Annotated in this window: 34 protein-coding genes; 33 read left to right on the forward strand and 1 reads right to left on the reverse strand. The window is 57.2% G+C overall.

All coding sequences use genetic code 11. The annotated features are described in order from the left end of the window. The 31 genes from BLQ55_RS25605 to bfr all read left to right on the forward strand — a co-directional run. A partial coding sequence (locus tag BLQ55_RS25605) for an EF-Tu C-terminal domain-related protein (RefSeq protein WP_092259402.1) occupies positions 1-446 on the forward strand: 446 nt, incomplete at its 5' end. 155 nt (positions 447-601) lie between these two features. Then, positions 602-913 (forward strand): 30S ribosomal protein S10, encoded by a 312-nt coding sequence (gene rpsJ / locus BLQ55_RS25610; RefSeq protein WP_003186070.1) that lies wholly within the window; start codon positions 602-604, stop codon positions 911-913. Positions 914-993: 80 nt separating this feature from the next. Beyond that, complete coding sequence (gene rplC / locus BLQ55_RS25615) at positions 994-1,629, forward strand: 50S ribosomal protein L3 (RefSeq protein ID WP_003186059.1); 636 nt, start codon at positions 994-996, stop codon at positions 1,627-1,629. 12 nt (positions 1,630-1,641) lie between these two features. Continuing rightward, positions 1,642-2,244 carry a 50S ribosomal protein L4 gene (gene rplD / locus BLQ55_RS25620; protein ID WP_003186057.1) on the forward strand — a complete coding sequence of 201 codons (603 nt, stop codon included), beginning with the start codon at positions 1,642-1,644 and terminating at the stop codon, positions 2,242-2,244. Then, positions 2,241-2,540: a 50S ribosomal protein L23 gene (rplW, locus tag BLQ55_RS25625; RefSeq protein ID WP_002555488.1), complete on the forward strand. Its 300-nt coding sequence runs from the start codon at positions 2,241-2,243 to the stop codon at positions 2,538-2,540. Before rplD ends, rplW begins: the two co-directional genes overlap by 4 nt. Positions 2,541-2,554: 14 nt before the next feature. Next, positions 2,555-3,379, forward strand: coding sequence for a 50S ribosomal protein L2 (rplB, locus tag BLQ55_RS25630; RefSeq protein WP_003186055.1), 825 nt, complete (start codon positions 2,555-2,557; stop codon positions 3,377-3,379). 16 nt (positions 3,380-3,395) lie between these two features. Continuing rightward, complete coding sequence (gene rpsS, locus BLQ55_RS25635) at positions 3,396-3,671, forward strand: 30S ribosomal protein S19 (RefSeq protein ID WP_002555486.1); 276 nt, start codon at positions 3,396-3,398, stop codon at positions 3,669-3,671. Positions 3,672-3,682: 11 nt separating this feature from the next. Further along, on the forward strand, positions 3,683-4,015 hold the full coding sequence (gene rplV / locus BLQ55_RS25640; protein ID WP_003103908.1) for a 50S ribosomal protein L22: 333 nt from the start codon (positions 3,683-3,685) through the stop codon (positions 4,013-4,015). Between the two features lie 13 nt (positions 4,016-4,028). After that, positions 4,029-4,715, forward strand: coding sequence for a 30S ribosomal protein S3 (gene rpsC / locus BLQ55_RS25645; RefSeq protein WP_003176422.1), 687 nt, complete (start codon positions 4,029-4,031; stop codon positions 4,713-4,715). A gap of 12 nt (positions 4,716-4,727) precedes the next feature. Then, positions 4,728-5,141 carry a 50S ribosomal protein L16 gene (gene rplP, locus BLQ55_RS25650; protein WP_025215754.1) on the forward strand — a complete coding sequence of 138 codons (414 nt, stop codon included), beginning with the start codon at positions 4,728-4,730 and terminating at the stop codon, positions 5,139-5,141. Then, on the forward strand, positions 5,141-5,332 hold the full coding sequence (rpmC, locus tag BLQ55_RS25655) for a 50S ribosomal protein L29 (protein ID WP_002555481.1): 192 nt from the start codon (positions 5,141-5,143) through the stop codon (positions 5,330-5,332). The genes rplP and rpmC overlap by 1 nt, the downstream gene beginning before the upstream one ends. Before the next feature lie 2 nt (positions 5,333-5,334). After that, complete coding sequence (gene rpsQ, locus BLQ55_RS25660) at positions 5,335-5,601, forward strand: 30S ribosomal protein S17 (RefSeq protein WP_003194644.1); 267 nt, start codon at positions 5,335-5,337, stop codon at positions 5,599-5,601. A 23-nt stretch (positions 5,602-5,624) separates the two neighbouring features. Continuing rightward, positions 5,625-5,993, forward strand: a complete 369-nt coding sequence (gene rplN, locus BLQ55_RS25665) for a 50S ribosomal protein L14 (protein ID WP_002555479.1) — start codon at positions 5,625-5,627, stop codon at positions 5,991-5,993. A gap of 11 nt (positions 5,994-6,004) precedes the next feature. Further along, entirely contained in the window at positions 6,005-6,319 is a 315-nt protein-coding gene (gene rplX / locus BLQ55_RS25670) for a 50S ribosomal protein L24 (RefSeq protein ID WP_003186046.1), read from the forward strand. A 20-nt stretch (positions 6,320-6,339) separates the two neighbouring features. Beyond that, entirely contained in the window at positions 6,340-6,879 is a 540-nt protein-coding gene (rplE, locus tag BLQ55_RS25675) for a 50S ribosomal protein L5 (protein ID WP_003186044.1), read from the forward strand. Between the two features lie 13 nt (positions 6,880-6,892). Further along, positions 6,893-7,198, forward strand: coding sequence for a 30S ribosomal protein S14 (gene rpsN / locus BLQ55_RS25680; RefSeq protein WP_003186042.1), 306 nt, complete (start codon positions 6,893-6,895; stop codon positions 7,196-7,198). A 210-nt stretch (positions 7,199-7,408) separates the two neighbouring features. Then, positions 7,409-7,801 carry a 30S ribosomal protein S8 gene (rpsH, locus tag BLQ55_RS25685; RefSeq protein ID WP_017848802.1) on the forward strand — a complete coding sequence of 131 codons (393 nt, stop codon included), beginning with the start codon at positions 7,409-7,411 and terminating at the stop codon, positions 7,799-7,801. Positions 7,802-7,813: 12 nt separating this feature from the next. Next, the gene (gene rplF, locus BLQ55_RS25690) at positions 7,814-8,347 is read left to right on the forward strand and encodes a 50S ribosomal protein L6 (RefSeq protein ID WP_003186039.1); all 534 of its coding nucleotides are present in this window, start codon (positions 7,814-7,816) and stop codon (positions 8,345-8,347) included. 10 nt (positions 8,348-8,357) lie between these two features. Beyond that, positions 8,358-8,708 (forward strand): 50S ribosomal protein L18, encoded by a 351-nt coding sequence (rplR, locus tag BLQ55_RS25695; protein WP_003186037.1) that lies wholly within the window; start codon positions 8,358-8,360, stop codon positions 8,706-8,708. A 3-nt stretch (positions 8,709-8,711) separates the two neighbouring features. After that, on the forward strand, positions 8,712-9,212 hold the full coding sequence (gene rpsE / locus BLQ55_RS25700; RefSeq protein WP_003186035.1) for a 30S ribosomal protein S5: 501 nt from the start codon (positions 8,712-8,714) through the stop codon (positions 9,210-9,212). 2 nt (positions 9,213-9,214) lie between these two features. Then, positions 9,215-9,391 (forward strand): 50S ribosomal protein L30, encoded by a 177-nt coding sequence (rpmD, locus tag BLQ55_RS25705; protein ID WP_003176408.1) that lies wholly within the window; start codon positions 9,215-9,217, stop codon positions 9,389-9,391. Between the two features lie 3 nt (positions 9,392-9,394). Beyond that, positions 9,395-9,832, forward strand: coding sequence for a 50S ribosomal protein L15 (gene rplO, locus BLQ55_RS25710; protein WP_003186032.1), 438 nt, complete (start codon positions 9,395-9,397; stop codon positions 9,830-9,832). Continuing rightward, positions 9,833-11,161 carry a preprotein translocase subunit SecY gene (gene secY, locus BLQ55_RS25715; RefSeq protein WP_003186029.1) on the forward strand — a complete coding sequence of 443 codons (1,329 nt, stop codon included), beginning with the start codon at positions 9,833-9,835 and terminating at the stop codon, positions 11,159-11,161. It begins immediately after the preceding gene. Between the two features lie 30 nt (positions 11,162-11,191). After that, positions 11,192-11,308, forward strand: coding sequence for a 50S ribosomal protein L36 (gene rpmJ / locus BLQ55_RS25720; protein WP_002555468.1), 117 nt, complete (start codon positions 11,192-11,194; stop codon positions 11,306-11,308). 130 nt (positions 11,309-11,438) lie between these two features. Further along, a complete protein-coding gene (gene rpsM / locus BLQ55_RS25725; RefSeq protein ID WP_003186020.1) occupies positions 11,439-11,795 on the forward strand; it encodes a 30S ribosomal protein S13 in 357 nt (118 codons plus the stop codon). A 30-nt stretch (positions 11,796-11,825) separates the two neighbouring features. After that, positions 11,826-12,215 (forward strand): 30S ribosomal protein S11, encoded by a 390-nt coding sequence (rpsK, locus tag BLQ55_RS25730; protein WP_002555466.1) that lies wholly within the window; start codon positions 11,826-11,828, stop codon positions 12,213-12,215. Positions 12,216-12,233: 18 nt separating this feature from the next. Continuing rightward, positions 12,234-12,854 (forward strand): 30S ribosomal protein S4, encoded by a 621-nt coding sequence (gene rpsD / locus BLQ55_RS25735; RefSeq protein WP_003176404.1) that lies wholly within the window; start codon positions 12,234-12,236, stop codon positions 12,852-12,854. Positions 12,855-12,876: 22 nt separating this feature from the next. Next, positions 12,877-13,878 carry a DNA-directed RNA polymerase subunit alpha gene (gene rpoA / locus BLQ55_RS25740; RefSeq protein WP_003186012.1) on the forward strand — a complete coding sequence of 334 codons (1,002 nt, stop codon included), beginning with the start codon at positions 12,877-12,879 and terminating at the stop codon, positions 13,876-13,878. A gap of 42 nt (positions 13,879-13,920) precedes the next feature. Next, positions 13,921-14,307 (forward strand): 50S ribosomal protein L17, encoded by a 387-nt coding sequence (gene rplQ / locus BLQ55_RS25745; RefSeq protein ID WP_003186009.1) that lies wholly within the window; start codon positions 13,921-13,923, stop codon positions 14,305-14,307. 223 nt (positions 14,308-14,530) lie between these two features. Further along, entirely contained in the window at positions 14,531-15,979 is a 1,449-nt protein-coding gene (locus BLQ55_RS25750) for a catalase (RefSeq protein WP_092204458.1), read from the forward strand. Positions 15,980-16,136: 157 nt separating this feature from the next. Next, complete coding sequence (bfr, locus tag BLQ55_RS25755; RefSeq protein WP_003186005.1) at positions 16,137-16,601, forward strand: bacterioferritin; 465 nt, start codon at positions 16,137-16,139, stop codon at positions 16,599-16,601. Between the two features lie 76 nt (positions 16,602-16,677). Here bfr and uvrA read toward each other — a convergent pair whose 3' ends face one another. Then, positions 16,678-19,512, reverse strand: coding sequence for an excinuclease ABC subunit UvrA (gene uvrA, locus BLQ55_RS25760; RefSeq protein ID WP_092204459.1), 2,835 nt, complete (start codon positions 19,510-19,512; stop codon positions 16,678-16,680). Between the two features lie 179 nt (positions 19,513-19,691). Between uvrA and BLQ55_RS25765 the strand changes: the two genes are divergently transcribed. Next, a complete protein-coding gene (locus BLQ55_RS25765) occupies positions 19,692-21,089 on the forward strand; it encodes an MFS transporter (RefSeq protein ID WP_092204460.1) in 1,398 nt (465 codons plus the stop codon). A 9-nt stretch (positions 21,090-21,098) separates the two neighbouring features. Further along, complete coding sequence (locus BLQ55_RS25770; protein WP_092204461.1) at positions 21,099-21,620, forward strand: single-stranded DNA-binding protein; 522 nt, start codon at positions 21,099-21,101, stop codon at positions 21,618-21,620. Positions 21,621-21,661: the final 41 nt, after the last annotated feature.

A 21,661-nucleotide genomic window follows, 5' to 3' on the forward strand; every position in this document is an offset into this window, starting at 1 on the left:
GTCTGCGCGACACTCAGAAAACTACCTGCACCGGCGTTGAAATGTTCCGCAAGCTGCTCGACGAAGGTCGTGCTGGCGAGAACTGCGGCGTACTGCTGCGCGGCACCAAGCGTGACGACGTTGAGCGTGGCCAGGTTCTGGTCAAGCCAGGCACCGTCAAGCCGCACACCAAGTTCACCGCGGAAGTTTACGTTCTGAGCAAGGAAGAAGGCGGCCGTCACACTCCGTTCTTCAAAGGCTACCGTCCACAGTTCTACTTCCGTACAACTGACGTGACTGGTAACTGCGAGCTGCCAGAAGGCGTTGAAATGGTAATGCCAGGTGACAACATTCAGATGACTGTTACCCTGATCAAGACCATCGCGATGGAAGACGGCCTGCGTTTCGCTATCCGTGAAGGCGGTCGTACCGTCGGCGCTGGCGTCGTAGCCAAAGTCATCGAGTAAGTCTCTTTTAGAGTCGACTTGATGAGTTGAAAAGCCCCCGCTTAGCGGGGGCTTTTTTATTGGGTTGACACCTACCAGGGGCGTCTATAGAATTGCGCCTCCTTTTAACGGGCGTATTGCGCCCGGTGGGAATAGCAGCCGGAGTCTGAAATCCAATGCAAAATCAGCAAATCCGTATCAGGTTGAAGGCTTTTGACCATCGCCTGATCGACCAATCCACCCAGGAAATCGTGGAAACCGCGAAACGTACTGGTGCTCAAGTGCGTGGTCCAATTCCACTGCCTACCCGTAAAGAGCGGTTCACCGTTCTGGTCTCCCCGCACGTCAACAAAGACGCGCGTGACCAGTACGAGATCCGTACTCATAAGCGCGTTCTGGACATCGTCCAGCCAACGGATAAAACCGTTGATGCTCTTATGAAGCTCGATCTTGCGGCCGGTGTGGAAGTGCAGATCAGCCTCGGCTAAGACTCGGTCTTAGTCGTGTAACGCTCTGAAATGGGCGGCCATAGCGGGTGAAAGCCCCGTACACTCATGAGGTTTACAACATGACTATTGGTGTAGTCGGTCGTAAATGCGGTATGACCCGTATTTTCACCGAAGAAGGTGTCTCCATTCCGGTCACGGTCATTGAGATCGAGCCGAATCGCGTCACCCAGTTCAAAACTGAAGAGACCGATGGCTATCGTGCAGTGCAAGTCACTGTCGGCGAGCGTCGTGCTTCGCGTGTAACAGCAGCTCAGGCTGGCCACTTCGCCAAGGCGAACGTTGCCGCTGGTCGTACCGTAATGGAATTCCGCCTTGAAGAAGGCGAGTACCAGGCCGGCGATCTGATCAACGCTGAAATCTTCGCCGCTGGCCAACTGGTTGATGTAACCGGTCAGTCCAAGGGTAAAGGCTTCCAGGGTACGATCAAGCGTTGGAACTTCCGCGGGCAAGATAACACCCACGGTAACTCCGTATCCCACCGCGTTCCAGGCTCTATCGGCCAGTGCCAGACTCCTGGTCGTGTATTCAAGGGCAAAAAAATGTCCGGTCATATGGGCGCTGAGCGCGTGACCGTGCAGTCCCTCGAAGTAGTGCGCGTGGACGCTGAACGCAATCTGTTGTTGGTCAAGGGCGCTGTTCCTGGCGCTACTGGCGGCAACTTGGTTGTACGTCCAGCAGCCAAGGCTCGCGGTTAAGGGGAAGCTGACATGCAATTAAATGTAAATGACGCTCAAGCGATCGAAGTTTCCGAACTGACATTTGGCGGCGAATTCAACGAGACGCTGGTTCACCAAGCAGTCGTGGCCTACATGGCCGGCGGCCGTCAAGGTAGCAAGCAGCAAAAGACCCGTTCCGACGTTTCCGGTGGCGGCAAGCGCCCATGGCGTCAGAAAGGTACTGGCCGTGCTCGTGCCGGTACTATCCGTAGCCCAATCTGGCGTGGCGGCGGTACCACTTTCGCAGCTCGTCCTCAGGATCACTCCCAGAAGCTGAACAAGAAGATGTATCGCGCAGCAATGCGTTCCATCCTTGCTGAGCTGGTGCGTACTGATCGTCTGGTCGTGGTTCAGGACTTCGCTGTTGAAGCACCGAAAACCAAAGATCTGCTGAACAAGCTGAACGGCATGGGCCTGACTGACGTCCTGATCGTGTCTGACGCTGTTGATCAGAACCTGTACCTGGCTGCTCGCAACCTGCCACACGTCGACGTTCGTGACGTGCAGGGTTCCGATCCGGTCAGTCTGATCGCATACGACAAGGTGTTGATCACCGTGTCGGCCGTGAAGAAATTCGAGGAGCTGCTGGGATGAACCAGGAACGCGTATTTAAAGTTCTGCTTGGCCCGCACGTTTCCGAGAAGGCTACGGTTCTGGCAGACAAGAAAGGCCAGTTCGTTTTCAAGGTTGCTACCGACGCAACCAAGCTGGAAATCAAGAAGGCCGTCGAAAGCCTGTTCAGCGTGAAAGTAGAGCGCGTGACTACCCTGAACGTTCTGGGTAAAAGCAAGCGCACTGCTCGCGGTCTGGGCAAGCGTAATGACTGGAAGAAGGCAGTTATCTCCCTTCAGCCAGGCCAAGATCTCGATTTCAGCAGCAGTGCTGAGTAAGGAAGGGGTGCATCATGGCAATCGTTAAATGCAAACCGACTTCCCCTGGCCGCCGTTTTGTGGTCAAGGTGGTCAACCAGGAGCTGCATAAAGGCGCTCCTCACGCACCGCTGCTCGAGAAAAAATCGAAGTCTGGTGGTCGTAACAACAATGGCCGTATTACCACTCGTCACATCGGTGGTGGTCATAAGCAGCATTATCGTCTGGTCGACTTCCGTCGCAACGACAAGGATGGCATCGCTGCCACCGTCGAGCGTATCGAATACGATCCAAACCGTACTGCTCACATCGCTCTGCTGCTGTACGCAGATGGCGAGCGTCGCTACATCATCGCCCCTAAAGGCGTGAGTGCTGGCGACCAGCTGATCGCAGGTGCCCTGGCACCGATCAAGCCGGGCAACGCTCTGCAACTGCGTAACATTCCAGTTGGTAGCACCGTACACGGCATCGAATTGAAGCCAGGTAAAGGCGCACAGATCGCTCGTTCCGCTGGTGCTTCGGCTCAGCTGATCGCTCGTGAAGGTGTCTACGTGACCCTGCGTCTGCGTTCTGGTGAGATGCGTAAAGTACTGGCTGAATGCCGTGCGACCCTGGGCGAAGTCTCGAACTCCGAGCACAGCCTGCGTTCGTTGGGTAAAGCTGGTGCCAAGCGCTGGCGTGGCGTTCGCCCAACCGTTCGTGGTGTTGCCATGAACCCGGTTGACCACCCACATGGTGGTGGTGAAGGTCGTACCTCTGGTGGTCGTCATCCGGTATCGCCATGGGGCTTCCCGACTAAGGGCGCGAAGACTCGTGGTAATAAGCGTACCGACAAAATGATCGTCCGTCGTCGCAAGTAAATAGAGGGATACGACAGTGCCACGTTCTCTGAAAAAAGGTCCTTTTATTGATCTTCACCTACTGAAGAAGATCGAAGTGGCGGCGGAAAAGAACGATCGCAAACCAGTTAAGACCTGGTCGCGTCGTTCGATGATCCTGCCACAAATGGTCGGTCTGACCATCGCAGTACACAACGGTCGCCAGCACGTCCCAGTTCTCGTGAACGAAGACATGGTCGGCCACAAACTGGGCGAGTTCGCCGGTACCCGCACATACCGTGGGCACGTGGCTGACAAGAAAGCCAAGCGTTAAGGGGTAAGGAAATGGAAGTAGCCGCTAAGTTGTCGGGCGCTCGAATCTCCGCCCAGAAAGCCCGCTTGGTCGCCGACCAGATCCGCGGGAAGAAGGTGGGCGAAGCGCTCAACCTGTTGGCTTTCAGCAGTAAGAAAGCCGCCGAGATCATGAAGAAAGTGCTGGAGTCGGCCGTAGCCAACGCCGAGCATAACGAAGGCGCAGACGTTGATGACCTGAAGGTCAGCACCGTTTTCGTCAACGAAGGGCGTTCGCTGAAGCGCATCATGCCACGTGCCAAAGGCCGTGCTGATCGCATCGTCAAGCGGTCTTGCCATATCACTGTCAAGGTTGCTGACAAGTAACGGAGTCGAAGAGATGGGTCAGAAAGTACATCCCATTGGCATTCGCCTGGGAATCGTCAAGGAGCACACCTCCGTCTGGTACGCAGACGGTCGGACTTATGCGGACTACTTGTTCGCTGATCTGAAGGTGCGTGAGTATCTCCAAGACAAACTAAAAAGCGCGTCCGTAAGCCGTATCGATATCCATCGTCCGGCGCAGACTGCACGTATCACCATCCACACCGCTCGTCCAGGTATCGTTATCGGGAAGAAAGGTGAAGATGTTGAGAAACTGCGTCAGGACCTGACCAAGCAAATGGGTGTGCCTGTGCACATCAATATCGAAGAGATCCGCAAGCCGGAGCTCGACGGTATGCTGGTTGCGCAGAGCGTAGCTCAGCAGCTGGAGCGTCGCGTAATGTTCCGTCGCGCTATGAAGCGCGCTGTACAGAACGCCATGCGCATTGGTGCCAAAGGCATCAAAATCCAAGTGAGCGGTCGTCTCGGCGGTGCTGAAATCGCACGTACTGAATGGTATCGCGAAGGTCGTGTGCCACTGCACACCCTGCGTGCCGACATCGACTATGCCAACTACGAAGCTCACACCACCTACGGTGTGATCGGTGTAAAGGTTTGGATCTTCAAAGGCGAAGTAATTGGTGGTCGCCAAGAAGAACTGAAGCCACAAGCACCAGCGCCTCGTAAAAAAGCTGCTAAGTAAGGGGTACGCCAAATGTTGCAACCAAAGCGTACGAAGTTCCGCAAGCAAATGACCGGTCACAACCGTGGCCTGGCATTGCGCGGTAGCAAAGTCAGCTTCGGCGAGTTCGCGCTGAAGTCTGTTGCTCGTGGTCGTCTCACCGCTCGTCAGATCGAGTCAGCGCGTCGTGCTCTGACCCGTCACGTAAAACGTGGTGGCAAGATCTGGATCCGTGTATTCCCGGACAAGCCTATTTCCAAGAAGCCACTCGAAGTTCGGATGGGTAAAGGTAAGGGTAACGTCGAATACTGGGTTGCCCAGATTCAGCCAGGCAAAGTCCTGTATGAAATCGAGGGTGTAACTGAAGAGCTGGCGCGTGAGGCTTTTGCCCTGGCTGCTGCAAAGCTGCCGCTCGCCACCGCCTTTGTTAAACGGACGGTGATGTGATGAAAGCGAATGAACTTCGTGAAAAATCAGCACAGCAGCTGAACGAGCAACTGCTCGGCCTGCTGCGCGACCAGTTCAATCTGCGTATGCAGAAAGCAACTGGCCAGTTGGGGCAGTCTCATCTGCTCTCGCAAGTTAAGCGTGATATCGCTCGCGTGAAAACTGTGCTCAACCAGCAGGCAGGTAAGTAATCATGGCTGAAGCCGAAAAAACTGTCCGTACGCTGACTGGCCGTGTTGTCAGCGACAAGATGGACAAAACCATCACCGTTCTGATCGAGCGTCGCGTTAAGCACCCGATCTACGGTAAATACGTTAAGCGTTCGACTAAGCTGCACGCGCACGACGAAACCAATCAGTGCCACATCGGCGACAAAGTCACTATTCGTGAAACTCGTCCGATGGCCAAGACCAAGTCTTGGGCGCTGGTTGATGTTCTCGAACGCGCTGTGGAAGTCTAAGGGCTAGGGGTCGGAGAAATTATATGATTCAGACTCAATCCATGCTCGATGTGGCCGATAACAGCGGCGCTCGCCGTGTTATGTGCATCAAGGTGCTGGGTGGCTCCCATCGTCGTTACGCTGGTATCGGTGACATCATCAAAGTTACCGTCAAGGAAGCAATTCCTCGCGGTAAGGTGAAAAAAGGCCAAGTGATGACTGCTGTCGTAGTCCGCACTCGCCATGGCGTTCGTCGTGCTGACGGCTCCATCATCCGCTTTGATGGCAACGCTGCTGTTCTGTTGAACAACAAGCAAGAGCCGATCGGCACCCGTATCTTTGGGCCAGTGACCCGTGAACTTCGTACTGAGAAGTTCATGAAGATCGTCTCGCTCGCCCCAGAAGTGCTGTAAGGAGATCCGACATGCAAAAGATTCGTCGTGACGACGAGATCATCGTGATCGCCGGCAAAGACAAAGGTAAGCGCGGTAAGGTGCTGAAGGTTCTTGCTGACAACCGTCTGGTTGTTGGTGGTCTGAACCTGGTCAAGCGTCATACCAAGCCTAACCCGATGTCGGGCGTACAGGGCGGTATCGTCGAGAAAGAAGCGCCACTGCACGCTTCCAACGTCGCCATTTTCAACGGCGAAACCAACAAGGCTGACCGCGTTGGTTTCAAAGTAGAAGACGGTAAGAAAATTCGTGTCTTCAAGTCGACCCAAAAAGCGGTTGATGCTTGAACACTGCTAGGTAGAAGACCATGGCACGACTAAAAGAGATTTACCGGAAGGAAATCGCACCGAAACTTAAGGAAGAACTTAAGCTTTCGAACGTGATGGAAGTTCCGCGCGTTACCAAAATCACCCTGAACATGGGTCTGGGCGAAGCGATCGGCGACAAAAAAGTCATCGAGCACGCTGTTGCTGACCTGGAAAAGATCACCGGTCAGAAAGTCGTCGTGACTTACGCTCGGAAATCCATCGCTGGCTTTAAAGTCCGTGAAGGTTGGCCGATCGGCGTCAAAGTGACCCTGCGCCGTGAGCGTATGTACGAGTTCCTGGATCGTCTGCTGTCGATCTCCCTGCCTCGGGTTCGCGACTTCCGCGGCCTGAATGCCAAGTCCTTCGATGGTCGTGGCAACTACAGCATGGGCGTTAAAGAGCAGATCATTTTCCCGGAAATCGATTACGACAAGATCGACGCTCTCCGCGGTCTGGACATTACCCTGACCACCACTGCTCGGACGGATGACGAAGGTCGCGCACTGCTGCGCGCTTTCAAATTCCCGTTCCGCAACTGATTGGAGTAGGAAAATGGCCAAGAAGAGCATGAAGAACCGTGAGCTGAAGCGTCAGCTCACCGTTGCCAAGTACGCCACCAAGCGTGCAGCGCTGAAAGCTATCATCGTTGATCTGAACGCAAGTCCAGAAGCGCGTTGGGAAGCTACCGTAGCCCTGCAGAAGCAGCCACGTGACGCAAGCGCCTCGCGCATGCGTAACCGCTGCCGCCTGACTGGTCGTCCGCACGGCGTGTACCGCAAGTTCGGCCTCGGTCGTAACATGCTGCGTCAAGCTGCAATGCGTGGTGACGTTCCAGGTCTGGTTAAAGCCAGCTGGTAAGCACTGTCAAAGTCTCGGCGTTCGGGGTCGCAAGATCCTGACCGTCGGTGACCTTGAACTTGAATCAAGCCCCTATTGGGGCTTGATTCATTTGTGGGGTGTGTCTAGAATACCCGGCTCGCCTGAGCCCGTGTTTTTATTGCGCGGATGCGCTCGGCGACACGTACTAGCCGAAAGGCTAATTTTTTGTGTATTAGGAGCGTCTAGCCCATGAGTATGCAGGACCCGTTAGCGGACATGCTAACTCGTATCCGTAATGCCCAGATGGCTGAAAAGTCCGTCGTAAGCATGCCATCTTCTACGTTGAAGGTAGCTGTTGCCAAAGTCCTGAAGGACGAAGGTTACATTGCGGGTTATCAGATCAGCAGCGAAATCAAGCCTCTGCTGTCCATCGAGCTGAAGTACTTCGAAGGCCGTCCGGTCATCGAGGAAGTGAAGCGCGTTAGCCGTCCTGGCCTGCGTCAGTACAAGTCCGTCGAGGATCTGCCAAAAGTTCGTGGCGGCCTGGGCGTGTCTATCGTCTCCACCAACAAAGGTGTGATGACAGATCGTGCTGCGCGCGCTGCCGGTGTCGGCGGCGAAGTTCTTTGCACTGTGTTCTAAGGGGGGATAAGCATGTCACGCGTCGCTAAGAACCCCGTTAAGCTGCCAGCCGGTGTCGAAGTCAAATTCGCAGGCCAACAGCTTTCGGTGAAGGGTGCCAAGGGCACTCTGCAACTGAACATCCATTCGTCCGTTGAGATCGTTGAAGAAGCTGGTGAGCTGCGTTTCGCTGCTCGCAATGGCGATCAACAGACTCGCGCAATGGCTGGTACCACTCGTGCGTTGGTAAACAACATGGTCCAAGGCGTAAGCCAAGGCTTCGAGCGCAAGCTCCAGCTGGTCGGTGTTGGTTACAAGGCGCAAGCAAAAGGCACAGTGCTGAACCTGGCTCTTGGCTTCTCGCACCCAGTGGATTATGAACTGCCGGAAGGCATCACCGCTGAGACTCCTAGCCAGACCGATATCCTGATCAAGGGCATCGACAAGCAGCTGGTAGGTCAAGTGGCCGCCGAGATCCGCGACTTCCGTCCACCAGAGCCGTACAAAGGCAAAGGTGTGCGCTACGCGGACGAAGTCGTCCGTCGTAAAGAAGCCAAGAAGAAGTAGGGCATAGCAAATGACCGACAAAAAAGTTACTCGACTGCGTCGCGCTCGCAAAGCACGCCTGAAAATGCACGAACTCGAAGTCGTGCGTCTCTGCGTGTTCCGCTCGTCGCAGCACATCTACGCCCAGGTCATTTCGGCCGACGGCAACAAAGTCCTGGCAAGTGCCTCGACTTTGGATAAAGAACTGCGTGATGGCGCCACTGGCAACATCGACGCGGCCACTAAGGTTGGCCAGCTGGTCGCTACGCGTGCTAAAGCCGCTGGCGTCTCGCAGGTGGCTTTCGACCGCTCTGGCTTCAAGTACCACGGCCGCGTCAAGGCGCTGGCTGATGCTGCTCGTGAAGCTGGGCTGGAGTTCTAAGTTATGTCAAATAACGACCAAAAGCGCGACGAAGGCTACATCGAGAAGCTGGTTCAAGTTAACCGCGTAGCCAAAACCGTTAAAGGCGGCCGTATCTTCACTTTCACTGCGTTGACCGTAGTGGGTGATGGTAAGGGCCGTGTTGGCTTCGGCCGTGGCAAGTCGCGTGAAGTGCCTGCTGCGATCCAGAAGGCCATGGAAGCTGCTCGCCGCAACATGATCCAGGTTGATCTGAACGGCACCACTCTGCAGTACGCAATGAAGTCCGCCCATGGCGCTTCGAAGGTGTACATGCAGCCTGCTTCTGAAGGTACCGGTATCATCGCTGGCGGCGCTATGCGTGCTGTCCTCGAAGTTGCTGGCGTTCAGAACGTTCTGGCCAAGTGCTACGGCTCGACTAACCCGGTAAACGTGGTTCACGCCACTTTCAAGGGTTTGAAAGCAATGCAGTCTCCTGAATCCATTGCCGCCAAGCGTGGCAAAAGCGTCAAGGAGATCTTCTGATCATGGCTACCGTAAAAGTAACGCTGATCAAAAGCATGACCGGCCGCATCCCTAACCACAAACTGTGCGTTAAGGGTCTGGGTCTGCGTCGCATCGGTCACACTGTAGAAGTCCAGGATACTCCCGAGAATCGCGGGATGATCAACAAGGCTTACTACATGCTGCGTGTCGAGGGTTAATCGATGAAACTCAATGATCTGAGTCCAGCGCCGGGTTCCCGTCGCGAAAAGCATCGTCCGGGCCGTGGTATCGGTAGTGGTTTGGGCAAGACCGGTGGCCGTGGCCACAAAGGTCAGACCTCCCGCTCCGGTGGCACCATTGCTCCAGGCTTTGAAGGCGGTCAACAGCCGCTGCATCGTCGCCTGCCGAAGTTCGGTTTCGTTTCCCTGAAAGCCATGGACCGCGCAGAAGTGCGTCTGTCCGAGCTGGCCAAAGTGGACGGCGACATCGTCACCGTGCAGTCCCTGAAGGATGCCAACGTGATCAACCAGAACGTACAGCGTGTGAAAATCATGCTGTCGGGCGAAGTTGCTCGTGCTGTCACCATCGGAAAGGGAATCGGCGCCACCAAAGGTGCGCGTGCGGCTATCGAAGCAGCTGGCGGCAAGTTCGAGGAATAAATGGCTAAGCAAGGTGCTCTCTCTGCGCTCGGCAAAGGCGGTATGTCTGAACTCTGGGCTCGTCTGCGTTTTCTGTTCCTGGCGATTATCGTCTACCGAATAGGCGCACACATCCCGGTTCCAGGTATCAACCCGGACCGACTCGCGGACCTGTTTCGACAGAATGAGGGGACCATTCTTAGCTTGTTCAACATGTTTTCCGGCGGCGCGCTGGAGCGGATGAGCATCTTTGCACTGGGGATCATGCCGTACATTTCGGCATCGATCATCATGCAGCTGATGAGCGCCGTCAGCCCGCAGCTGGAGCAGTTGAAGAAGGAAGGTGAAGCTGGCCGTCGCAAGATCAGCCAGTACACCCGCTACGGCACTGTCGTCCTCGCTCTCGTTCAGGCCATTGGCATGTCCATTGGCCTGGCGGGGCAGGGCGTTTCGTTCACTGCTGACTTCAGCTTTCATTTCGTTGCGGTAACCACGTTTGTGGCGGGCGCGATGTTCATGATGTGGCTGGGTGAGCAGATTACTGAGCGTGGTGTTGGCAACGGTATCTCGATGTTGATCTTCGCAGGTATCGTCGCCGGTCTTCCGAGAGCGATCGGGCAGTCTTTCGAGTCTGCGCGTCAGGGTGATATCAACATTTTCGCCCTGGTTGCCATCGGTCTGCTGGCAGTAGCGATTATCGGTTTCGTGGTGTTCATCGAGCGTGGTCAGCGGCGAATCGCTGTTCACTACGCCAAGCGTCAGCAGGGCCGCAAGGTGTTTGCTGCGCAGACCAGCCACTTGCCGTTGAAGGTGAACATGGCCGGCGTCATTCCGGCTATTTTCGCGAGCAGCATCCTGCTGTTCCCGGCTTCGTTGGGTGCCTGGTTCGGCCAGTCTGAAGGTATGGGCTGGTTGCAGGACATCTCGCAGTCGATCGCTCCTGGTCAGCCGTTGAATATTCTGCTGTTTAGTGCAGGGATTATTTTCTTCTGCTTCTTCTATACGGCGTTGATGTTCAATCCGAAAGACGTAGCGGAAAACCTGAAGAAGTCCGGTGCCTTTATTCCGGGTATCCGTCCAGGTGAGCAGTCTGCGCGCTACATTGATGGCGTTCTGACTCGCTTGACCATGTTCGGTGCTCTTTACATGACGGCCGTCTGTCTGTTGCCCCAGTTCCTGGTGGTTGCGGCAAACGTACCGTTCTACCTTGGCGGGACCTCGTTGCTGATCGTGGTCGTGGTTGTGATGGACTTCATGTCCCAAGTACAATCGCACCTCGTTTCGCACCAGTACGAATCCCTGATGAAGAAAGCCAACCTGAAGGGCTACGGCAGCGGCATGTTGCGCTGAGTAGCGTCCATAAGGTTCGAGGAGTTGGTGATGAAAGTTCGTGCATCGGTGAAAAAGCTGTGCCGCAACTGCAAGATTATTCGCCGCGAAGGTGTTGTTCGGGTAATTTGCAGCGCGGAACCGCGTCACAAACAGCGCCAAGGCTGAGTGTGATTGTGCTTTAAGCCCGGCAGCTAGTGCGCTGCCGGGTTGATTATTTGTTATTACAGCGATATTATCTCGCGCCCTATTTCTTGGCTTCCGGGGCGTAGGTAGCTGTCAATTGGAGTCCCACTGAATGGCCCGTATTGCAGGCGTCAACATTCCAGATAACAAGCATACTGTTATCTCGCTGACCTACATCTATGGTGTTGGTCGCACTACTGCACAGAAAATTTGTGCAGTGACTGGGGTCAACCCAGCGGCAAAGATCAAAGATCTGAGCGACGAGCAGATTGAACAGCTGCGTGGCGAAGTGGCGAAGTTCACCACTGAAGGTGACCTGCGTCGCGAAATCAACATGAAAATCAAGCGCTTGATGGACCTCGGTTGCTATCGCGGTCTGCGTCATCGTCGTGGTCTGCCAGTACGCGGTCAGCGTACCAAGACCAACGCGCGTACCCGTAAAGGTCCGCGTAAGCCGATCCGCAAGTAATCGCCCCAGCGAATCGACAGGAATTTAATCATGGCAAAACCTGCTGCTCGTCCTCGTAAAAAAGTTAAAAAGACAGTGGTTGATGGCATCGCCCACATCCATGCTTCTTTTAACAACACCATCGTGACCATTACCGACCGTCAAGGTAACGCTCTTTCCTGGGCTACCTCCGGTGGTTCGGGTTTCCGCGGTTCCCGCAAGTCCACGCCGTTCGCTGCTCAAGTAGCTGCTGAGCGTGCTGGTCAAGCTGCGCTGGAATACGGCCTGAAAAACCTCGACGTCAACGTCAAGGGTCCAGGTCCAGGTCGTGAATCCGCAGTCCGCGCTTTGAACGGCTGTGGCTACAAGATCGCCAGCATCACCGACGTGACGCCAATCCCGCACAACGGGTGCCGTCCGCCGAAGAAGCGCCGCGTGTAATCCAGGAGATTGTAAAGAATGGCTCGTTACATTGGTCCAAAATGCAAACTCGCTCGTCGCGAAGGCACCGATCTTTTTCTGAAGAGCGGCGTGCGCGCGATCGAATCGAAGTGCAACATTGAAGCAGCACCTGGTATCCACGGCCAACGCCGCGGTCGCCAGTCCGATTACGGCACCCAACTGCGTGAAAAGCAGAAGGTCCGTCGTATCTACGGCGTTCTCGAGCGTCAATTCAGCGGCTACTACAAAGAAGCAGCTGGCAAGAAAGGCGCAACCGGCGAAAACCTGTTGCAACTGCTCGAATGCCGTCTGGACAACGTTGTATACCGTATGGGTTTCGGTTCTACTCGTGCCGAATCCCGTCAGCTGGTATCGCACAAGTCGATCAGCGTTAACGGTCAGACCGTAAACGTTCCGTCCTACCAGGTTCGTGCTGGTGACGTGGTTGCTGTTCGCGAGAAAGCAAAGAACCAACTTCGCATTGTCCAAGCTCTCGATCTGTGTGCCCAACGTGGCCGCGTAGAATGGGTAGAAGTAGACACTGAGAAGAAGTCGGGCGTTTTCAAGAACGTTCCTGCTCGCAGTGATCTGTCCGCCGACATCAACGAAAGCCTGATTGTCGAGCTCTACTCCAAGTAAGGGCTAGAAAATAGGTGCATCCATGCAGATTTCGGTAAATGAGTTCCTGACACCCCGCCATATTGATGTGCAGGTTGTCAGTCCAACCCGCGCCAAGATCACACTCGAGCCTCTCGAGCGTGGTTTCGGCCACACCCTGGGCAACGCGCTGCGCCGCATCCTGTTGTCCTCAATGCCCGGCTGTGCAGTAGTCGAGGCCGAGATTGACGGTGTGCTCCACGAGTACAGCGCCATCGAAGGTGTACAGGAAGACGTAATTGAAATCCTGTTGAACCTGAAAGGTCTGGCTATCAAGCTGCACGGTCGTGACGAAGTTACGCTGACCTTGTCGAAGAAGGGTTCGGGGGTGGTTACCGCTGCCGATATTCAGCTGGATCATGATGTCGAGATCGTTAACCCCGATCACGTAATCGCTAACCTGGCGTCTAACGGCGCCCTGAACATGAAGCTCACCGTAGCTCGTGGTCGTGGTTATGAACCGGCAGACTCGCGTCAGAGCGATGAAGACGAAAGCCGCAGCATCGGTCGCTTGCAGCTTGACTCTTCGTTCAGCCCAGTTCGCCGTATCGCATACGTGGTGGAAAACGCCCGTGTCGAACAGCGTACCAACCTGGACAAGCTGGTTATTGATCTGGAAACCAACGGTACCCTGGATCCTGAAGAGGCTATCCGCCGTGCTGCAACCATCCTGCAACAGCAGTTGGCTGCGTTCGTCGACCTCAAGGGTGACAGTGAGCCAGTGGTTGTCGAGCAGGAAGACGAGATCGATCCGATCCTGCTTCGCCCGGTTGACGATCTGGAACTGACTGTACGTTCGGCTAACTGCCTTAAGGCGGAAAACATCTACTACATCGGCGACCTGATTCAGCGTACCGAAGTAGAGCTGTTGAAGACTCCGAACCTTGGCAAGAAATCCTTGACTGAAATCAAGGACGTTCTGGCCTCCCGCGGTCTTTCCCTCGGCATGCGCCTCGACAACTGGCCGCCTGCAAGTCTTAAGAAGGACGACAAGGCGACTGCCTGATCGTCGTAATCACCGAACGTTGTGTTTGGTAAGGAATGAACCATGCGTCATCGTAAAAGTGGTCGTCACCTGAGCCGCACCAGCTCGCACCGCAAGGCCATGTTCCAAAACATGGCGGTGTCGCTGTTCGAGCACGAGCTGATCAAAACTACACTGCCGAAAGCCAAAGAACTGCGTCGCGTTGCTGAGCCGCTGATCACTCTGGCCAAGACAGATAGCCTGGCTAACCGCCGTCTGGCTTTCGACCGTACTCGTTCGAAAGCTATCGTTGGTAAGCTCTTCAACGACCTGGGCAAGCGTTACGCTACCCGTGAGGGTGGCTACCTGCGCATCCTCAAGTGCGGTTTCCGCGCTGGCGACAACGCGCCTATGGCGTACGTCGAGTTGGTTGATCGTGCTACCAGCGGTGAAGCTGTATCCGCTGAGTAAGTCGGCAACAAACGAAAAACCGGGCCTTGTGCCCGGTTTTTTGTTGCCTGCTGAAAAGTGCCAGGACCCTTCCGCCTGGTTTGGCTATCGGCAAGTCTTCAGCATTAGATAATGACTATCGATGTCCATAATTTAATGAATTTGGATACTGTCACTAACATGATCAATACTCCTTTCCAGCCGATTAGCCGGCAGTTTGAAGACCGACCTAGGAAGATTGAGCATGAGCCAGATCAAAACGCTTACGACCGCCAGCGGCGCTCCTGTCGCCGATAACCAGAACTCTCGTTCCGCCGGCCCGCGCGGCCCGCTGCTGCTCGACGATTTTCACCTGATCGAAAAGCTTGCTCACTTCAACCGCGAGAACATTCCCGAGCGTCGCGTGCACGCCAAAGGGTCGGGGGCCTACGGCACCTTTACCGTCACCCAGGACATCACCCAGTACACCAGCGCCAAGTTGTTCGAGTCGATCGGCAAGCAGACCCCCACCTTCCTGCGGTTCTCCACTGTGGGTGGCGAGCGTGGTTCGGCCGACACTGAACGCGATCCACGGGGTTTTGCCCTGAAGTTCTACACCGAGGAAGGCAACTGGGACATCGTTGGCAACAACACGCCGGTCTTCTTCATCCGTGATCCGTTGAAGTTTCCGGATTTTATCCACACCCAGAAGCGTCTACCGCAAAGCAACCTGAAAAGTGCCCAGGCGATGTGGGATTTCTGGTCGCATTCGCCTGAGGCGCTGCACCAGGTCACCATCCTGTTTTCCGACCGCGGCATTCCGGATGGCTACCGCCACATGCACGGCTTCGGCAGCCACACCTACAGCCTGATCAACGCGCAGGGTGAGCGGCACTGGGTGAAGTGGCACTACAAGACCCTGCAAGGCATCAAGAACCTCGCGCCGGCAGAAGCGGCACGCCTGGCGGGTACCGACCCGGATTATGCCCAGCGCGACCTGTTCGAGGCCATTGAGCGCGGTGACTTCCCGAAATGGCGTGTCTGCATCCAGATCATGAGCGAGGCCCAGGCCGCGGCCCATTACGAGAATCCGTTCGACGTGACCAAGACCTGGTCGCAGAAAGAGTTTCCGTTGATCGAAGTGGGTGTGCTCGAGCTCAACCGCAACCCGCTGAATTACTTCGCTGAAGTCGAGCAGGCGGCGTTTGGCCCGAGCAACATGGTGCCAGGGGTTGGTCTCTCGCCGGATCGCATGCTGCAGGGTCGTGTCTTCGCCTACGCCGATGCGCACCGCTACCGTGTGGGCACCAATCACCAGCAATTGCCGGTGAATGCGCCACGTAGCCCGGTCAACACTTACCAGCGCGACGGTGCCATGGCATTTGGCAGCAATGGCGGGGCGGCACCGAACTACGAGCCTAACAGCTATGTGGAGGCACCGAAGCAGGCGCCGCGTTATGCGGAGCCGGCCCTGGCCCTCAGTGGCGCGGCGGATCGTTACGATCATCGCGAAGACACGGACTACTACAGCCACGCCGGTGCGTTGTTCCGTTTGATGAGCGATGAGCAGAAAGCGTTGCTGATCAACAATATCGCCGGCGCGATGGCCAGTGTATCGGCGGATGTCGTTGACCGTCAGCTCCAGCATTTCTTCAGGGCGGACGCCGCTTATGGAGAAGGTATCGCAAAGGCGTTGGGCGTACAGCTTAACTAAGTCTAAACGAGAAGCAGAACCGCCCTCATTTGGGCGGTTTTTGCGTTATTTAGCCCGGTTTTCTCGGATTTTCTTCGCTTTTATTGCGATGAACGAGTGACCTCTCGGTCAGGTTGGTTCAAACTAGAGCCTTCAAAGCTTGTGGAGATGTAGGGCGATGCAAGGTCACCCAGATGTAATCGATTACCTCAACACGTTGCTGACAGGCGAACTGGCAGCCCGTGATCAATATTTCATCCACTCGCGGATGTACGAGGACTGGGGTTTCACCGAGCTCTACGAACGTATCAACCATGAGATGGAAGAAGAAGCCCAGCACGCCGATGCATTGATGCGCCGGATCCTGATGCTCGAAGGCACGCCACGGATGCGTCCGGATGACTTGGATGTCGGGACCACCGTGCCCGATATGTTGGCCGCTGACCTGCGCCTGGAATACAAAGTCCGCGCCGCGCTGTGCAAAGGCATCGAGCTCTGCGAGCAGCACAACGACTATGTGACCCGCGAGATCCTGCGTATCCAACTCAACGACACTGAAGAAGACCATACCTACTGGCTCGAGAAGCAGTTGGGTCTGATCAAGTTGATTGGCCTGGAAAACTACCTGCAATCACAGTTCTGATCGCTCCCACAGAAGAAAAGCAAAAAGCCCCTGCCATCGATGAGATGACAGGGGCTTTTTCGTGCCCGGGGTAAAATCAGTCCCGGTCACGCTCCAGCAACGGCTTGAGGTAGTAACCGGTGTAGGACTGCTTCATTTCGGCCACTTGTTCAGGCGTGCCCACGGCAATGATCTGGCCGCCCTTGGAACCGCCTTCCGGCCCCAGGTCCACCAGCCAGTCAGCCGTCTTGATCACGTCCAGGTTGTGTTCGATCACCACCACGGTGTTGCCGTGATCGCGAAGGCGATGCAGCACGTCGAGCAATTGCTGGATATCGGCGAAGTGCAGGCCAGTGGTCGGCTCGTCGAGGATATACAGGGTCTTGCCGGTGTCGCGCTTGGACAGTTCGCGGGACAACTTGACCCGCTGGGCCTCACCGCCGGACAGGGTCGTGGCCGATTGCCCGAGCTTGATGTATGACAGGCCCACATCCATCAGCGTCTGGAGCTTGCGCGCCAGGGCCGGCACCGCATCGAAGAACGCCCGGGCTTCCTCGATGGTCATCTCGAGGGTTTCGTGGATGTTCTTGCCCTTGTACTTGATCTCCAGGGTTTCGCGGTTGTAGCGCTTGCTCTTGCACACATCGCACGGCACGTAGATGTCGGGCAGGAAGTGCATTTCCACCTTGATCAGGCCATCGCCCTGGCAGGCCTCGCAGCGCCCGCCCTTGACGTTGAACGAGAAGCGCCCCGGGCCGTAGCCTCGGGAGCGGGACTCCGGCACGCCGGCGAACAGCTCGCGGATCGGCGTGAACAACCCGGTGTAGGTCGCCGGGTTGGAACGCGGCGTGCGGCCGATCGGGCTCTGGTCGATGTCGACCACCTTGTCCAGGTGCTCCAGGCCCTTGATGCTGTCGTGGGCGGCCGCTTCCAGGGTGGTGGCGCCGTTCAGGGCCGTGGCGCTGAGGGGAAACAGGGTGTTGTTGATCAGCGTCGACTTGCCGGAGCCGGATACGCCGGTCACGCAGGTCAGCAGGCCGATCGGGATTTCCAGGTCGACGTTACGCAGGTTGTTGCCACGGGCGCCCTTGAGGGTCAGCGACAGCTTCTTGTTGCGCGGCGTGCGTTTGGCCGGAACCTTGATCTTCACCCGGCCCGACAGGTATTTGCCCGTCAGCGAGTCAGGATGCGCCATGACTTCGGCGGCGGTGCCCTGGGCAACGATATGCCCGCCGTGGACCCCCGCGCCCGGGCCGATGTCCACCACGTAGTCCGCCAGGCGGATGGCGTCCTCGTCGTGCTCGACCACAATCACCGTGTTGCCGATGTCCCGCAGGTGCTTCAGGGTCCCGAGCAACCGGTCGTTGTCCCGTTGGTGCAGGCCGATGGACGGCTCGTCGAGGATGTACATCACCCCCACCAGGCCGGCGCCGATCTGGCTTGCCAGGCGAATACGCTGGGCTTCGCCGCCGGACAAGGTGTCTGCGCTGCGATCGAGGGTCAGGTAGTCCAGGCCGACGTTCACCAGGAACTGCAGGCGCTCGCGGATTTCCTTGAGGATCTTGTCGGCGATCTCGCCACGACGACCGGTGAGCTTCAGGCCGCCGAAGTAATCGGTGGCGTCGCCGATCGGCAGGTTGGTCACCGCCGGCAGCGTCTTCTCGCCGACCCACACATGCCGCGCCTCGCGTCGCAGGCGAGTGCCTCGGCAGTCAGGGCAGGGCTGGGTGCTGAGGAACTTGGCCAGTTCTTCGCGCACGCTGGCCGATTCGGTCTCGCGGTAGCGTCGCTCCAGGTTCGGCACGATGCCTTCGAACGGGTGGGAGCGCTTGACGATGTCGCCGCGGTCGTTGAGGTATTTGAAGTCGACATTCTGCGAGCCGCTGCCGTGCAGGATGAATTTCTGCTGGTCGGCGGGCAACTCGTTGAACGGCTTGTCCAGGCTGAACTTGTAGTGGGCCGCCAGCGACCCGAGCATCTGGAAATAATAGACGTTGCGCCTGTCCCAGCCGCGAATCGCCCCTTCGGCCAGGGTCAGCTCGCCGTTGACCAGGCGCTTGGTGTCGAAGAACTGCTTGACCCCCAGGCCGTCGCACGTCGGGCAGGCGCCAGCCGGGTTGTTGAAAGAGAACAGCTTGGGTTCCAGCTCGCTGATGGCATGGCCGCAGATCGGGCAGGCGAAACGTGCGGAGAAAATGATCTCTTCGCCAGGCTCGTCGTCCATCGGCGCCACCAGGGCAATGCCGTCGGCCAGCTTCAGCGCGGTCTCGAAGGACTCGGCCAACCGCTGCTGCAAGTCGGCACGGACCTTGAAGCGGTCGACCACCACATCGATCGAGTGCTTCTTCTGTTTATCCAGCTTCGGCAGTTCGTCCAGCTCGCACAGCTTGCCGTTGACCCGGGCTCGCACGAAGCCCTGGGCGCGCAATTCTTCGAACACCATCAGGTGTTCGCCCTTGCGCTCGCGAACCACCGGGGCCAGCAGCATCAGCTTGCTGCCTTCGGGCTGGGCCAGCACCAGGTCGACCATCTGGCTGACGGTCTGGGCTTCCAGGGGAATGTCGTGGTCGGGGCAGCGGGGGATACCGACACGCGCATACAGCAGGCGCAGGTAGTCGTAGATCTCGGTGATGGTGCCGACCGTCGACCGGGGGTTATGGGAGGTCGACTTCTGTTCGATGGAAATGGCCGGCGACAGGCCTTCGATGGTGTCGACGTCGGGTTTTTCCATCATCGACAGGAACTGCCGGGCATAGGCCGACAGCGATTCGACATAGCGTCGCTGGCCTTCGGCGTACAACGTGTCGAAGGCCAGGGATGATTTGCCGGATCCGGACAGGCCGGTGATGACGATCAGCTTGTCCCGTGGCAGGGTCAGGTCGATATTCTTCAGGTTGTGGGTACGGGCCCCACGAATCAGGATCTTGTCCAAAGTGGCCTCGCTCGGCGGGCGTCGAAAACGTAGGAGTATACGGGCAAATACTGGATGGATGCACACTATTGAAGGCGCGATTGCAGCCATACATGAAGACTGCGCGGCAAACGGTCGCCATATACCCTCTCAATCGATGGGACTGGTAGAATCGCCGCCGGTTCACATGAGGTTTTTCCATGCAAGATCCCCACAGCGAACGCATGAGTCGTGGCGAGACACGCGCAGCAGGCGGTCTGGCCCTGGTGTTCGCCTTCCGTATGCTGGGCATGTTCATGGTGTTGCCGGTGCTGGCGACCTATGGCATGGACCTGGCAGGCGCCACCCCGGCCCTCATCGGCCTGGCGATTGGTGCTTATGGCCTGACCCAGGCGATCTTCCAGATCCCGTTCGGGATCATTTCCGACCGCATCGGCCGGCGTCCGGTCATCTACCTGGGGCTGATCGTCTTCGCCCTCGGCAGCGTGCTGGCGGCCAATGCCGACTCGATCTGGGGCGTGATCGCCGGACGCATCCTGCAGGGTGCCGGGGCCATTTCCGCGGCCGTCATGGCGCTGCTGTCGGACTTGACCCGCGAACAGCACCGGACCAAGGCCATGGCCATGATCGGCATGACCATCGGTCTGTCATTCGCCGTGGCCATGGTGGTCGGTCCCCTGCTGACCCGGGCCTTTGGCTTGTCGGGCCTGTTCCTGGCGACCGGTGCCATGGCGCTGGTGGGGATCCTGATCGTGGCGTTCATGGTGCCGCGCGCCACCGGGCCGTTGCAGCACCGGGAATCCGGGGTGGCGCGCCAGGCATTGATCCCGACGCTCAAGCACCCGGACCTGTTGCGCCTGGACCTGGGCATTTTCGTGCTCCACGCCATGCTGATGTCCAGCTTCGTGGCCTTGCCGCTGGCGCTGGTCGAGAAAGCCGGCCTGCCCAAGGAACAGCACTGGTGGGTCTACCTGACCGCGTTGCTGATCTCGTTCTTCGCCATGATCCCGTTCATCATCTATGGCGAAAAACGACGCAAAATGAAACGAGTTTTGCTCGGCGCCGTCGTGACGCTGATGCTCACTGAGCTATTCTTCTGGCAGTTCGGCGATAGCTTGCGGGCCCTGGTGATCGGCACGGTGGTGTTCTTCACCGCGTTCAATCTGCTGGAAGCCTCGCTACCGTCGCTGATCAGCAAGGTTTCGCCGGCGGGCGGCAAGGGCACGGCGATGGGGGTCTACTCCACCAGCCAGTTCCTGGGTTCGGCGTTGGGCGGGATCCTCGGCGGCTGGCTGTTCCAGCATGGCGGTTTGTCGGTTGTGTTCCTGGGATGCGCCGCGCTGGCTGCACTTTGGTTAGCCTTTGCTGTTACCATGCGCGAACCTCCCTATGTGACGAGCCTGCGCTTGCCCTTATCGCCCGAGGCGATTCGTGAGGCTGGCCTGACCGAGCGTCTGAAGGCCGTCGTTGGAGTAACCGATGCAGTGGTGGTCGCCGACGAGGCGGCCGTGTATATCAAACTCGACACCGAATTATTGGATCGCGCGACGCTCGAGCGCCTGGTGAACAACCCGGCCCCGACCACGTGCGAAGCCTAGGAGAACGTTATGGCCCGTGGGGTTAACAAAGTCATATTGGTCGGTACTTGCGGCCAGGATCCCGAAGTTCGCTACCTGCCGAACGGCAACGCCGTGACCAACCTGAGTCTGGCGACCAGCGAACAGTGGACCGACAAGCAAACCGGCCAGAAGGTCGAGAAGACCGAATGGCACCGCGTGTCGATGTTCGGCAAGGTGGCCGAGATCGCCGGCGAATACCTGCGCAAGGGTTCGCAGGTGTACATCGAAGGCAAGCTGCAGACTCGCGAGTGGGAAAAAGACGGCATCAAGCGCTACACCACCGAAATCGTGGTCGACATGCAAGGCACCATGCAATTGCTGGGTGGCCGTCCACAGGGCGACCAGCAACAAGGTGGCAACAACTACCAGCAGTCGGCCCCACGTCAGCAGGCACCTCGTCCACAGCAGTCGGCTCCACAGCCACAACGTGAGCGCCCGTCGGCTCCGCAACAGGCCGCGCCGCAACCGGCTCCGGATTTCGACAGCTTCGATGACGATATCCCGTTCTGATCCTTGCCTGAGAGCGTTACGCAGGTAGGTCACGAAAGCCC

The sequence above is a fragment of the Pseudomonas sp. NFACC13-1 genome (genome assembly GCF_900104425.1).
Lineage (GTDB): Bacteria > Pseudomonadota > Gammaproteobacteria > Pseudomonadales > Pseudomonadaceae > Aquipseudomonas > Aquipseudomonas fluorescens_AA.